Consider the following 14,064-nt stretch of genomic DNA (forward strand, 5'->3'; position numbering starts at 1 on the left):
AGAGGCTGAATCAATTGCTGGTTTGTCTGTATTCTTTATCTGTGCCGTCAGGATATGTGACTTCGATTTCAATTTCAGTAAATCCGTCCTCAATCCCAAAAGCGTCAATGACTTGTGTGATGACTTCGTCATCGGAAGTATCCGTTGTCAGTTCCAATTGGCTGAGTCCGGGTTCAATTTCATCCATGGCATCATTTCCAGATAAATCCGTTTCCGTCATTTGGTTTTTAAATTCAGCTTCAACTTTATCGCGGTCCTCCTCATAGCTGATTTCGATCATATCATCCATATCAGGGTAGTCGACATTGACGCCGAGCTCAGTGAAACCGAATGTTTCGCCACCGATGCTGTCCTGGTCCAATCCGCCTTCAGGAGAGGCATTTTCCGTGCCTCCAGGATCGGCAGGCTGTTCCTGGCTTTCGTTGTCCACAGGTTCCGTTACTTGCTCGTCATCACCACAGGCGGCTAACAGCAAGGCAGAAGAAAACAGCAGAGGCGCCATTATATTTCTTTTATTGAAGATCATCTGATTTCATCCTTTCCCTTAGCTTATACTTATTACTATGCACATTCCCGAATTTTCTGGAATTAATCAATAGCTTATAGAAAAGGCACCAACTGAGCCCAGCAGAGAACAAGCCGAGATTGAACGGAGCAACTTTGATGAACAACTACGAAAATGGACAGAATATCGCCGCAGCAGCCGAAAAGAACATTCGCACAGATTTCAAGGAAAGCATGACTTATGGGGAATACTTGCACTTGGACAAGCTGTTGACAGCCCAGGAAGGGGTCAGTGGACATCATGATGAAACCTTATTCATCATCATCCACCAGGTTTCAGAGCTGTGGATGAAGCTGATTTTGCATGAACTGCAGGCGGCCATCGACAATGTCAATAACGACGATCTGCAGCCGGCATTCAAGCAATTAGCACGGGTGTCACGCATCCAATCGCAAATTATCCAAGGCTGGGATGTGCTGTCGACGCTGACGCCTGCTGAATACATGGAGTTCCGCGATGATTTGGGGAATGCCAGTGGATTTCAGTCTTACCAGTATCGAATGATTGAATTTGCCCTTGGCTACAAAACTAAACATGTGCTGAAGATCTATGAAAAAGATGCGCCGCTTCATGTGGAACTTGAAAAGGCATTCAATGCGCCGGGCCTTTATGATGCAGCGATCCAAAAACTGGCCAGAAGCGGATTTGCCATCGATCAGGAAATACTGGAACGGGACGTCAGTATGGTCTACGAATCCAACGAAAGTGTGCGCGAAGCATGGAAAACCATCTATCGCGATGTGGATACCTATTGGGAGTTGTACCAATTGGCAGAGAAATTAGTGGATATTGAAGATTGGCTGCAGCAATGGCGATTCCGTCATATGAAGACAGTGGAGCGCGTGATTGGATTCAAGCAAGGAACTGGCGGCTCATCAGGAGTCAACTATTTGAAGAAAGTTCTTGATCAATACTTCTTCCCGGAACTATGGGAAATACGGACAGATATTTAGGAGGGGTTTTGTGAAGATTTATGCGCATAGAGGTTGCTCAGGGAATTATCCGGAAAACACATTAGTAGCCTTTCGTGCAGCGGCTGAATTGCCGATTACGGGTGTCGAAATTGATGTGCATTTAACCAAAGACGGCGAAATCGTTGTCATTCACGATGAAAAAGTCAACCGCACGACAAATGGCAAAGGCTATGTAAAAGAAATGACTTTAAAAGAACTGAGGGAGCTGGATTGCGGTTCCTGGTATTCCGAAGAATGGAACGATGAAAAAATTCCGACCTTGGACGAAGTATTCGATATTTTTGAAGAAACCAACCATCGGCTGAATATCGAATTGAAGACCGATGTTTTCCCTTATGACGGCTTGGCCGATAAGGTAATCGACTTGGCCGCAAAGCGCGGATTTACGGATCGTATCCTGATTTCTTCCTTTAACCACGAAGATATTCATTCTATCGCCCAAGGAAAACAAGTGGAAAGCGCCATCCTGACCTTTGCGGTCCTGGTGGATGTCTACGATTATGCCCGTGTTGTCGGGACGAAGCGGATCCATGTTTCCTTGCCATCGGCGTTCAGGAGAATGACTACAGACGCTCTGCGCAAAGGGGCCATTGTCTATGTCTATACAGTCAATGACCAGACTTACGCAGAAGAACTGCAAAGAATCGGAGTCCATGGAATCTTTACGGATTATCCGGAAAAGATGCTGGCGCATTTCGGCTGATTAGGAATCATGAAAAAAGACGAATCGGATTTCTCCGATTCGTCTTTTTGGTTTACCATTTTGCGTAATGCTCCTCGATGGAACCGAGAAGCTGGGTGATCTTCAGTTTTTTGCCATCGGGATAACGGACATAACCATTATAATAGCCGAAACATTGATGGACTTCCGATTTGACGAGACGCACATCGGTTTTGGAAACACGTTCAAAAAACGGGGAGAAGGTCAGTCTGACATCATCGGAAAATTTGCTGTGGATCAGCCACGGCTTCTTATAATCTTCCTTATCGTAATGGAACAGGACATCCTCATGGATTTTCGTCATTTTGCCATTTACGAAAAAAGCGTTCTCGGTCATTCCCGTGCCATCGGTCCATTTACCGCCTAAATTCAAGCCGATCACTTTTCCGAGCGAGCGTTGGGATGCCATTCCCCAGTTCCAGACGGATTCCCGCGGCCAGACGCCGCGGCCGTAATCCAATACGGCGAAGCTATCAAGTTTTTCAAATTCAAACTGTTGGCTGCCGATTTTCACCATCCCACTGACCGGCAGGGATGTATGTTTGCCGGTGAATTGGAAAGTTTGGCGATTCCAAGGCACGACGACGTTCAAGGATTCATAATCTTCGGGATGGGAAATGACTAAAAGCGCTTCCAGATCTTCTCCATCAAATTCTTTGACGCTGACTGTTAAATGTGTAGCGTCCTGACTATATACTGATTCGATTGTCATGGTTTCACTGCGGAAATAGCAAGGATCCAATGCGTTTTCAGATAGTTTTACATGTCGCGTGAAAGGAACTACAATCGTTTTTTCATAAAACCGCTGCGTTTCGTAATTAAGGAAGTATACGAAGCAGACAGTTGCATAATCCAGATGGGAAATTGTAGCAGAAAACAGGATTTCGTCTCCGAACACACACCAATAATTCCATTTTTTCTTCCGCATGAAATTGCCGCGTAAATTGCTTTCCACCAATGGCTGTTTGGCATACCCAATGGCTTTTGGATTTAATTGGCCTCTTGCATCACAAAGTTTTACAAATTCAGTAAGCTCTCGTTCCACATGTTGCATTAAATCCACCTCACCATCATTCTTCTACTCTTATTGTAGCAGAACAAAAGAGGAATATCCGTTTAGGGAGGGCCGGTTCAGCCGAAAAGTCTGAAAAATAAAAATGAATTACATGTCATTAGTCGCAGTTTACTTTTACAAAGCGTCCCGTCTCCACTGGAAGGCAAGTGTTCCTTCTCCTGCATGGACAGCAAGTGATGAACTCAAGTCTCCGATTAGAATTTCAGCATCCGGCATCTCTTTCAACACTTCTTGTTTTAGGCTTTCGGCTTCTTTCATCACATGGCCATGCATGATCTGGAAGTGTCGGATGCCAAACTCCTCGTAATCTTTTTTCGCATGATTGATCAAATATTGAATTGCTTTTTTGTGGGATCGGACTTTGTCGATCGGCTGGAGTTCACCTTCGGAAGTAAGCTGGACAATCGGTTTAATCTGCAGCAGGCTTCCCAAATAATACTGGGCCCCGCTCATTCGGCCGCCTTTGTATAACTGTGTCAGGTTGCCGATTAAAATGTAGTTGCGGAAATTTGCAGTTTCCTTTTCCAGGCGTTGCGCAATTTCTTCAGCTTCAAGTCCCTGCTCCTGAAGTTTGAGGCCACGCTCGATTAAGCCTGACAATCCATAGGATAACGCCAGGGAGTCGATTGCATAGACCTTAAACTCGCTCATTTCAGCGCCGGCAGTAGAAGAGGCGATCGTTCCGCTGAGTTTTGCAGAAGCGTGGACGGCAATTGCGCATTCATATTCTTCTTTGAGTTTGTCGTAAAGTTCGGCAAATTTACCGGCGGATGGTTGGGAGGTTTTAGGGAATTCGGATGCCTCCTTTATCCGTCGATAAAGTTCGTCGTTCGTCAGATCCACCCCATCATCAATGAATTCTTCGGTCCCAAAATGGATGTTCAACGGAACAATGTAGACGTCCGGATGAGCCTTGAATTCCTCTGTTACAAATCCTGTGGTATCCATAACCCACGCAATCGGCTTTTTCATGATATAACCCCCGCCTTTTTAGAATAATTAGAATACAAAAACTATAACATGGATAATATGTCTGCGGTAGCAATAGCCGTCGAAGATGAATTCCTTACAAAGAAGAAGCGCGGAATCGGTTGTTGAATGATTCTACAATATCGGATTTATGTTTAATTACAATAATAAAAATAGCTGCAATCAAAGGCCAGATAATGAGCCAGACCTGGAGGATGATGGCCATTGCAATAAAACCGGAAAAGCTGGCAAGCATCGAAAGTGTGGCGCTTTTGAGCCAAGGATAAAATGCCAGGAAGAGAATGAGCATCGCCAAAAACAAATCCGGCGTTAAGCAGAATGTGACACCGATGAAAGCGGCAATTCCTTTGCCGCCGCGGTATTTGAGCCAAAACGGGAATAGATGGCCAAGAATGACAGCGAGACCCGCAACAGCGATTTCCCAGATCGGGAAATTGAAAAAGAGCCCGATCCAGACAACCAGTGCCCCTTTGCCGGCATCACCAAGAAAAGTCAAAATAAAGGCAGGTTTTCCAAGGATGGCACCGGCGTTCCGCGCTCCCAGGTTGCCGCTGCGCTGCTGACGCAGATCAACGCCTTTCCATTTGCCGATCCACCAGGCTGTCAAAAAATTACCGATAAAATAAGAGAATAGCCAGTATGCGATCATGAGGAAGCCTCCAATTTTGATAGTAAAGCAGAGTAGAAAGGCCTCCCCTGCATAGCGGGAAGGCCTTGATAATAAAGCTTATTTTAGCTCTGCAGCTTCGAAAAGGTAGTCGCTGATGACGCGAAGGCCTTTATCGAAATTTTCAAGATGGAAATGTTCATTAGGTGCATGGAAATTCTCTGAAGCAAGCCCGAAGCCCATCAAGACGATAGGCAAGCTAAGAATTTCATCGAATGCAGCAACGATCGGAATGGATCCGCCCATACGGGTGAACGCAGTCGGTACGCCATAGATTTTTTCATAAGAGCGGCCCGCTGCCTGGATGGCAGGGTGGTCGAAAGGAGTCAGGAAAGGTTTTCCTTTATCGAACTCGGAGATCTCAACTGTGACCCCCGCCGGCTTATGGGATTCCACGTGTGCTTTCAGTTTTGCGACGATATCGTCAGGATCTTGATTCGGCACCAGACGGCAGGTGATTTTCGTGCTGGCTTCTGCAGGCAAAACGGTTTTGATGCCTTCACCTGAAAAGCCGCCAGTAATGCCGTTGACTTCGAGTGTCGGGCGAATCCACGTACGTTCCACAAAAGAATAACCTTTTTCGCCGAAGTCTTCTGAAATGCCGATCTCTTTTTTCTCGTGCTCAAGATCGAATTCAAGCGCCGCAAATTCTTCTCGCTCTTTATCGGAGACTTCGAGTACGTCGTCGTAAAATCCGTCTACTTGAATCAAGCCTTCCTGGTCGCGGAACGATTGCAGGATTTCAACGATGGCATGCAGCGGATTTTGGACTGCGCCGCCGTATAGTCCGGAATGCAGGTCGCCTTTTGGACCTTTAACGTCGATCTGGATGCCGGCAAGTCCACGCAGTCCATAGCAGACAGCAGGGCGTCCTGGCCCCTGCATGCCGGTATCGGATATGACGATGACATCGGACTTCAATAAGTCCTGGTTCTCTTCGACATATTTCGGAAGGTTCGGGCTGCCGATCTCTTCTTCGCCTTCAATGATGAATTTGATGTTGACCGGCAATTCGCCGTTCAGTTTCAGAAGAGCTTCAGCAGCTTTGATGTGCATGAATACCTGGCCTTTGTCATCACTTGCGCCGCGGGCGTACAATTTGTTGTCGCGCACTTGCGGTTCGAATGGAGGTGATTCCCACAGCTCCAGTGGATCCACTGGCTGGACATCGTAATGGCCATAAACCAATACGGTCGGTTTGCCTTCCGCATGCAGCCAGTCAGCATAAACAACCGGATGTCCATCGGTTTCATCGATTTTTGCGTTTTCCAGGCCAGCACTTTCAAATGCGGTGATCAGCCATTCAGCCCCTTTTTGCATATCCGCTTTATGTTCGGATAAAGAGCTGACAGAAGGGATGCGCAAAAACGTTTTTAATTCGTCCAGGTGTGCTTCCCGGTTGTCTTTGAAGTATTGGTCTATCGCTTGAGCGTTCATCAGGATCCCTCGATTCGTGTATTTTGAGTATGAAAAAATTATAACATACCAGGTTTTGGTTTTCGACAAGTGGAAATTGGCTGTGGTATAGTGTTTACTACGGAAAGAGTTCGTAAAATTATGTGTTTAAGGCACTGGAGGAAATAAAATTGTTTATAGCATTAGGTATCTTTTTGGTGATGTCGTTCTTCCTATCCGGAAGCGAAACGGCATTGACCGCAGTAAATAGGATGAAGGTCCATCTTCGCGCAGAGCAGGGTGACGCCAAGGCGCAGAAACTGCAGAAATTAATTGCGAAGCCGGACCGGATGATTACGACAATTTTAATCGGCAATAACATCGCCAACATCATGCTTCCGACATTAGTGACGACTATTGCAATTACACGGGGATGGGAAGTCGGGCTTGCGACAGCTATTCTGACGATTGTCCTTATTATCTTCGGGGAAGTGCTGCCGAAAACAATTGCGGCGACATTTGCTGATAAAGTAGCTTACATTGTATTCCCGGTCATCAGTTTCCTGGTTGTCATTCTGATGCCGTTGACTTGGTTGCTGGCGCAGTTTACAAATATCTTCATTCGCATCATCTCAAAAGGTTCGGTGAAGGAAGCGACTATGACAAAAGAAGAGCTGCGGACGATGGTTGACATTGCATCGACGGAAGGGACGTTTGAAGAAGATGAATCCGAGCGCATCAAAGGGGTTTTGGATTTTCCCCATAAAGACGTATCGGACGTCATGTCGACTCACCGAACCGATACAGTGGGCATTGCGATCGGCTCGACCTATGAAGAAGTTCGCGACTTGATCCTGGATTCCTCCTACACACGCTATCCGGTTTATGAGGAAAGCATGGATAATGTCGTCGGCTTGTTTTATTCGAAGAAACTGATCGAATGGTCGATGAATCCGAACTTGACGCTGGAAGAATTGATGGACGATAACCCGCTATTTGTAGTCCAGTCGGTCAGCGTTGAAAAAGTCTTTAAGATGATGATGGCGAAGAAAAAGCATATGGCTGTTATTTTGGATGAATACGGTGGAACACTTGGAATTGTCACGCACGAAGACATTATCGAAGAAATGATCGGCCAGGATATCGAAGATGAAACTGATGAAGAAGATGATGAACTGGTCTTTGAAATGACGGATACCTTATTGTCATGCCATGGCCGTCTTGAAATTGAAGACGTCAATGACATGTTCAAAGTGGAAGTACCCAATGACCACGACACCATCGCCGGATTTGTCATGCAGCAATTGGGGCATGTGCCGGACGAAGGCGAACAGTTCACCTATGAAAACCTTCACGTTGAAATCAACGAAATGGACCGTAACCGTATTGTGCGCTTAACCATCACAAAAACAGACAAAGAAGAAGTAATGGCATAGCGAACTCCTGTCCTCGGACAGGGGTTTTTTTCGTTCAGGCTGGATTCAACCGAAAAGAAACCCGGTTTGTAAAAAGTTCCCTATATTACACCTTTGTAAGGAAAATGAAAGTAGAAGCGATAGAGTGAAAGGTAAACTTCCGTCAAGATAAGGATATAAGAGAAAGCGGAAGCAACAACAGCTTCGCTGGACAAGCAGAACGGACGGGGGCACGATCATGGAAACCTTATACACAGAATATAATCGGTACATCTATCATTTATGCTTGAAACTGACACGCAATAAAGCCGAAGCGGAGGACTTGATGCAGGAAGTTTGGCTGAAGGTTGTACGCTATGAATCTTCGATTGCTGAAGTGGATCATGTAAAGGCATGGCTGACGACAATCTGCATGAATACGTTCCGTGATCGTTACCGCAAAAATGTACGGCGCAGCAAACACCTGATTCAACAGCCAGAAGGCTTGGATGTTTCGTTGTTGGATCTGATTCCTTCTGATTCAGCCGGTGCAGCTGAATTGCTTGAGAAACAGGATGTATCTGTCATGATCCGCCATAAGATTTCAGAACTGGACACGATTTACCGCACGACGATCCTCTATTTCTACGTCCATCAATATTCGTTGATTGAAATTGCAGACGCGATGAAAGTATCGATTGGAACAGTGAAATCCCGTCTGTTCCGCGGCAAGCAGCGCTTGAAGGACATGCTGATGGAAGACGATCGTACACGCGAATATGTAGTAGCTATTTAAAATTGAAAAAATTTATGTTTTTACACCGGAATTGTTGGAAACTGCCAACAAGTCCGGTGATTTTTTTATGGAAAATATTATAAGGATTTTATTCTCTGACTGGTTATAATAAACAGGAGGGGGAAAGTCCATGAAAAAGAAGAAGTTTCAGGATTGGAGCAGAAGAAGGCGGATTGTTATGGGCACCGTCGGCATTCTGGCATTCCTGTATATCGCAGTCATCGTATGGCAGACTTTCAAGCCTTTGCCTGAAGGAATTTCAAGCGCAGGTGACCTCCATGCAGTTGAACAGGTAGAAATGATTTATGATTTATCTTACGCGCAAGATAAAGAAGGTACGGAAACTGAAAGCGAATTACGGATATTCAATGAAATTTACGACATGATCGATGAGGCGGAAGAATTCATCGTTCTGGATCTTTTCCTTTTTGATAATTACAATGACCAGGATACGGACTTTCCAGCGGTATCGGAAACTTTGACGGATCATTTACTCGACAAAAAAGAAGAAAATCCGGATTTCCCCATCTACTTTATTACGGATCCGCTGAACTTTGGCTACGGATCCTATGAAAATCAATTTTTGGGCACGCTGGAAGATGAAGGCGTCGAAGTCATTACGACAGACCTGGACAAGCTGCGAGATTCTACGCCACTGTATTCGGGGTTTTACCGGGTGATTTTCCAATGGTTTGATGCTGGCGGAAAAGGCTGGGTACCGAACGGGATGTCCAGTGATGCATCTGACTTAACCTTGTCTTCTTACTTGAAGATGATGAATATTAAAGCCAATCACCGGAAAACGGTCATTACGGAAAATGAAGCATTGATCAGTTCGGCGAATCCCCATAATGCCAGCGGCTTGCACGGCAATATGGCCTTTAAAGTCAGCGGACCGGTTGTGAATGATATTTTGGAAGCAGAGGAAGCCGTGTCTCGATTTTCAGGTGGGCCTGAGCTGCCCAGAATCGAGGCGGCTGAACAACAGGGAGACTATCAAGTGCAATACTTGACGGAACGGAAAGTGTTGGATGCTTTGCTTCCGGATATTGAAAAAACGGCAGAAGGCGACACCATCCAGTTGGCGATGTTCTACATCGCTGAAAGCAGTGTGGTCAAGGCTTTGACGGACGCAGCCAATCGCGGAGTGGAGGTCCGCTTGATCCTGGACGCCAATGAAAATGCTTTTGGTACTGAAAAGACAGGTTTGCCGAACCGGCCGGTGGTCCATGAGATGTTGGCTGAAACGGAAGATCGTCTGCAGGTCCGCTGGTATAATGCGGTTGTCGGACAATTCCATACAAAGTCCATCATGATTCAAACATCGGACGAAACAATCGTTTCGGGCGGTTCCACAAATTACACCGAGCGGGCGTTCAATGATTATAATCTGGAAAGCAATATCAGGATTGTGGCGCCGAACGACAGCGAACTGACTGGAGACATGGAAACTTATTTTGATCGGCTCTGGAATAATGAAGATGCCTTATATACATTGGATACTGAAGAATACCAAGATGACTTCACATTTTGGCAGCGCGGCATCTATGGATTCCAAAAACTGTTCAAATTGACGACATATTGAAAAAAGCCTCTTCCGGGAAAACCGGAAGAGGCTTTTTTGTTATTACGATTGTACCGGTTTGCCGGCTGTAATCCATTCTTCAACGTCCCAGACTTTTGTTGCCAGGCCTTCGTAGAAGTCAGGTTCATGGCTTACCAGAACGATGGTGCCTTTATAAGCTTGCATCGCCCGTTTCAGTTCAGCTTTTGCATTGATATCCAAGTGGTTGGTCGGCTCATCGAAAATCAGCCAATTGCTTTCTTCCATCATCAATTTGCAAAGGCGGACTTTGGCTTGTTCGCCGCCGCTCAGCTGTGTCATCGGACGTGAAATATGTTCGTTCTTCAAACCAGTACGGGCAAGAGCGCCGCGCACCTGGCCTTGGTCCATACTTGGGTAAGCTGCCCAAATTTCATCGAGCGGTGTATGCGTCGGTGCTTTGACTTCCTGTTCGAAATAACTTGGAGTCAAATATTCACCGCGGAGCACATCGCCGTCCAAAGGCTTGATTTTGCCGAGCATCGTTTTAAGCAAGGTCGATTTCCCCACACCATTCATGCCGACAAGGGCAATCTTTTCACCGCGTTCGATCATGAAGGTCAATGGTGGCAAGAGCGGCTTGTCATAGCCGATGGAAAGAGCTTCGGCTTCAACGACGTAGCGGCTCGGGCTGCGTGTTTCCTTGAATGCGAATTGCGGATTTGCCGCAACTTCCGGCTTGTCGATACGATCCATGCGGTCCAGTTGTTTTTGGCGTGACTTGGCACGGCCGGTTGTAGAAGCACGCGCTTTGTTTTTCGCGATGAAGGTCTCGGTTTTCTTGATCATGTCTTCCTGTCTCTCGTAAGCGTCCAAATGCTGTTGCTTGCTCAGCTCAGCAAGTTCGATGAATTTTTCGTAAGTCGCTGTGTAACGCGTCAGGCGTGAAAACTCCAAGTGGAAAATGACGCTCGTAACACTGCTCATGAATTCTGTATCGTGAGAAATCAACAGGAAGGCATGCGGATAGTTCTTCAAATAATTGACGAGCCATTGAATATGCTCTTCGTCTAGATAGTTGGTGGGCTCATCCAATAACAATACTTTCGGCTTTTCAAGAAGCAGCTTCGCCAATAGCAGCTTGGTGCGCTGTCCACCGGAAAGAGCTTCAACGTTGCGGTCAAGCCCGATTGCATCGAGGCCTAAACCACGTGCAATTTCTTCGACTTTGCCGTCCAATGTGTAAAAATCTCCAGCGTCCAAAGCGTCCTGCGCTTCCGCCATCTGCTCAAGCAGTTCTTCCAACCGTTCAGGATCGGCATCACCCATTTGCATGGCGACATCGTTCAATTCCGCTTCTTTCTGGTAAAGAGGCAGGAACGCGTCCTGAAGGGTTTCGCGGATTGTGCGTCCAGACTGCAGTTGGGTGTGCTGATCCAAATAACCATAATGGGTCCGTGGCTGCCATTCAACGCGTCCGTCATCGTGGATGATCTTGCCCGTTAAAATATTCATCATTGTCGATTTCCCGACGCCATTGGCCCCGACTAATCCTACATGTTCACCTTCGACCAATCGAAACGATACATCGTTGAAAAGGGTCCGGTCACCGAACGTGTGGCTTAAATTTTCTACTGTCAATAAACTCATTTAATAAATTCCTCCATTATCATAAAAAAAATCGCGGTTACAGATCCGCGAGTTTTTGGTTTAATTCCGCAAGTTTTAGTTCCATTTTTTCCAAACGCAATTCCGCTTTCTCAACCATTCCGGCATGTCCAGTCGTTTCCAGCTTCTCGATATCACCTTGATGGCGCACGTAATCCATCTTCAGCTCAGCAATCGCGTATTCCAATTCCTGCTTGTTCACAAAATCACCCTTATTTTTCTACCATTGTAACACAAAAACACAAAAGTTGAATCCTTAACGATTTTCATTCATTATATAAAACCTGTATAATTCCAAAAAAAGAACAAAAGGAAGTGACTTGCCATCGATACCTTATTATTCGACTTGATGCTAATTATTTTTCTGGGAGTGCTCTCCCAATGGATCGCCTGGCGTCTTCAGCTTCCTGCCATTGTCCTGATGTCGATCGCAGGTCTCCTGGTCGGACCGATTTTCGAAGTGATCCATCCAGCTGAAAGTTTCGGAGATCTGTTCAATCCCTTTATTTCGTTAGCGGTTGCCATCATCCTGTTTGAAGGCAGCTTGAACTTGAATTTCAAGGAAATCCGCACTTTCGGCAAGCCGATCTTACGAATCGTCACACTTGGTGCTTTCATCGCCTGGATTGTCGGATCGCTCGCAGCGCATTATATCGCCGGATTGTCCTGGGCGGTAGCCTTTGTCATTGGTGGACTATTCATCGTCACAGGCCCAACGGTTATTCTGCCGTTGCTTCGGCAGGCAAAGCTGAAATCGCGTCCTGCTGCCATCCTGAAATGGGAAGGCATTATCGTAGATCCTTTCGGGGCGCTGCTGGCTTTGTTTGCCTTCCAGTTTGTGCTGTTCGCCAATGGCGACGAAACAGCCGCCGCTTTTGGCCTGTTCTTCCTGGCATCCCTTTTTGCAGCCGTACTTGGCGCAGGAGCGGGGGGGCTGATGGGGCTGATGTTCGAGAAAGGGCAGGTCCCGGAATTTCTGAAAGCGCCGATGGTATTCGGTATGGTGCTGCTGACATTTGTCGTGTCGGATCTGATTATGCATGAAACCGGGCTGCTGGCAGTTACCGCTATGGGCATGATCATGGCCAATATGAACATCGCCTCGATCAACGACATGCGCCATTTCAAGGAGAATATCTCTGTCTTGTTGATTTCCAGTATTTTTGTCATGCTGACGGCTTCTTTAAGTCTTGATGTATTGGTCGGAATCTTCAATTGGCAAATCATTTCATTTGTCCTGGCGACGTTGTTCGTCGTTCGTCCATTGTCGATCTGGCTGTCGACGATCGGCACTGATTTGACCCTGCAGGAAAAGACACTGGTCGGTTGGATTGCGCCGCGCGGAATTGTGGCATTGACGGTTTCCGGTTATTTTGCGGGAGTTTTGCTCGATGCCGGTTTCGCGGATGCGGAACTCCTGACCGCCCTGACATTCGCGCTGGTCTTTTCGACAGTTGTGGTCCACGGCTTCACCATCGGCTGGCTGGGCAGAAAGCTTGGCCTGGCGACAGCCGACGATCCGGGCATCATCATCGTGGGTGCCAGCCGGTTCGCAACCAAGCTTGGCGAAGCACTGGCTGACTTCAATAAAAATGTGCTGATCATGGATCCATCCTGGGGCCGTCTCCAAGGGGCCCGCCAGGTTGGATTGAAGACTTACGCCGGTGAAATCCTGTCGGAGCACACAGATTACGAAGTGGAATTGACGCCATATGAGACGATGATCGTCGCAAGTGAAACCGATTCCTACAATGCGCTTGTCGTCAATAATTTTGTCCCGGAACTGGGCCGCGCAAACCTCTATCAGACGGCCATCCACCAAGGAGATCCGGCCGATTTTCATTCCTCATTGAGTGGGCGGACCCTGTTCGGAGAGACATGGAACATCCACGAATTGGAGATGAAGACAGAAGAAGGTTATACGATGCGCAAAACGCAGTTGACGGAGCAGTTCAGCTTTGAAGATTTCCAAGGCAAATGGACAGGTGAAAACATTCCGCTGTTTATCCAGCGGCCCCAAGGAAAAATTGAATTCTTCGCTGAAAACAATAAGCTTGAGCCGAAAGCTGGAGATACCATTGTCAGCTTCACTTCACCATCTCGCCAGTCGGATCGTGCACAAGAGCGCTTGGAAAACAAACGTTTCAAGCTCGCCACTCAGTCTAAAGAATGAATTCATACGCTTCTAAGCTTTTCGATGCGTATTGTGAAACAGGGTTTGTTATGATGAAAACAAACGGATTGTTGCGGATTTTATTGTAATGATGCGAATTCAA

Annotated in this window: 13 protein-coding genes; 6 read left to right on the plus strand and 7 right to left on the minus strand. The window is 46.6% G+C overall.

Annotated elements, in window-relative coordinates:
- Positions 1-10: 10 nt before the first annotated feature.
- Positions 11-526 (minus strand): YusW family protein, encoded by a 516-nt coding sequence (locus Q0785_RS01350; RefSeq protein ID WP_298824123.1) that lies wholly within the window; start codon positions 524-526, stop codon positions 11-13.
- Positions 527-663: 137 nt separating this feature from the next.
- On the opposite strand from Q0785_RS01350, the gene kynA reads away from it, so the two are divergent.
- Both kynA and Q0785_RS01360 read left to right on the plus strand, forming a co-directional pair.
- On the plus strand, positions 664-1,518 hold the full coding sequence (gene kynA / locus Q0785_RS01355; RefSeq protein ID WP_223639976.1) for a tryptophan 2,3-dioxygenase: 855 nt from the start codon (positions 664-666) through the stop codon (positions 1,516-1,518).
- A gap of 10 nt (positions 1,519-1,528) precedes the next feature.
- Complete coding sequence (locus tag Q0785_RS01360) at positions 1,529-2,242, plus strand: glycerophosphodiester phosphodiesterase (protein ID WP_298824128.1); 714 nt, start codon at positions 1,529-1,531, stop codon at positions 2,240-2,242.
- 52 nt (positions 2,243-2,294) lie between these two features.
- Here the strand turns inward: Q0785_RS01360 and Q0785_RS01365 are convergent, their stop codons facing one another.
- The 4 genes from Q0785_RS01365 to Q0785_RS01380 form a co-directional block, all read right to left on the minus strand.
- Positions 2,295-3,314 carry a DUF2804 domain-containing protein gene (locus tag Q0785_RS01365; RefSeq protein WP_223639982.1) on the minus strand — a complete coding sequence of 340 codons (1,020 nt, stop codon included), beginning with the start codon at positions 3,312-3,314 and terminating at the stop codon, positions 2,295-2,297.
- Positions 3,315-3,449: 135 nt separating this feature from the next.
- The gene (locus tag Q0785_RS01370; protein WP_298824135.1) at positions 3,450-4,307 is read right to left on the minus strand and encodes a DegV family protein; all 858 of its coding nucleotides are present in this window, start codon (positions 4,305-4,307) and stop codon (positions 3,450-3,452) included.
- Between the two features lie 94 nt (positions 4,308-4,401).
- Positions 4,402-4,974 carry a glycerol-3-phosphate acyltransferase gene (locus tag Q0785_RS01375; protein WP_298824138.1) on the minus strand — a complete coding sequence of 191 codons (573 nt, stop codon included), beginning with the start codon at positions 4,972-4,974 and terminating at the stop codon, positions 4,402-4,404.
- A 78-nt stretch (positions 4,975-5,052) separates the two neighbouring features.
- Positions 5,053-6,432 carry a dipeptidase gene (locus Q0785_RS01380; protein ID WP_298824796.1) on the minus strand — a complete coding sequence of 460 codons (1,380 nt, stop codon included), beginning with the start codon at positions 6,430-6,432 and terminating at the stop codon, positions 5,053-5,055.
- 146 nt (positions 6,433-6,578) lie between these two features.
- Between Q0785_RS01380 and Q0785_RS01385 the strand changes: the two genes are divergently transcribed.
- The 3 genes from Q0785_RS01385 to Q0785_RS01395 all read left to right on the plus strand — a co-directional run bounded on the left by Q0785_RS01385 (position 6,579) and on the right by Q0785_RS01395 (position 10,162).
- Positions 6,579-7,823: a CNNM domain-containing protein gene (locus Q0785_RS01385; RefSeq protein WP_298824141.1), complete on the plus strand. Its 1,245-nt coding sequence runs from the start codon at positions 6,579-6,581 to the stop codon at positions 7,821-7,823.
- 217 nt (positions 7,824-8,040) lie between these two features.
- Positions 8,041-8,577 (plus strand): RNA polymerase sigma factor, encoded by a 537-nt coding sequence (locus Q0785_RS01390; protein WP_223640006.1) that lies wholly within the window; start codon positions 8,041-8,043, stop codon positions 8,575-8,577.
- 130 nt (positions 8,578-8,707) lie between these two features.
- The gene (locus Q0785_RS01395; protein ID WP_298824150.1) at positions 8,708-10,162 is read left to right on the plus strand and encodes a phospholipase D family protein; all 1,455 of its coding nucleotides are present in this window, start codon (positions 8,708-8,710) and stop codon (positions 10,160-10,162) included.
- A gap of 42 nt (positions 10,163-10,204) precedes the next feature.
- On the opposite strand, the gene Q0785_RS01400 is transcribed toward Q0785_RS01395, so the two are convergent.
- On the minus strand, positions 10,205-11,770 hold the full coding sequence (locus Q0785_RS01400; RefSeq protein ID WP_223640012.1) for an ABC-F family ATP-binding cassette domain-containing protein: 1,566 nt from the start codon (positions 11,768-11,770) through the stop codon (positions 10,205-10,207).
- 37 nt (positions 11,771-11,807) lie between these two features.
- A complete protein-coding gene (locus tag Q0785_RS01405) occupies positions 11,808-11,990 on the minus strand; it encodes an SE1832 family protein (RefSeq protein WP_298824156.1) in 183 nt (60 codons plus the stop codon).
- Positions 11,991-12,137: 147 nt separating this feature from the next.
- Between Q0785_RS01405 and Q0785_RS01410 the strand changes: the two genes are divergently transcribed.
- A complete protein-coding gene (locus tag Q0785_RS01410; RefSeq protein WP_298824159.1) occupies positions 12,138-13,961 on the plus strand; it encodes a sodium:proton antiporter in 1,824 nt (607 codons plus the stop codon).
- Positions 13,962-14,064: the final 103 nt, after the last annotated feature.

The organism is uncultured Planococcus sp. (assembly GCF_947501725.1).
In the GTDB taxonomy this organism is placed as follows: Bacteria; Bacillota; Bacilli; order Bacillales_A; family Planococcaceae; genus Planococcus; species Planococcus donghaensis_C.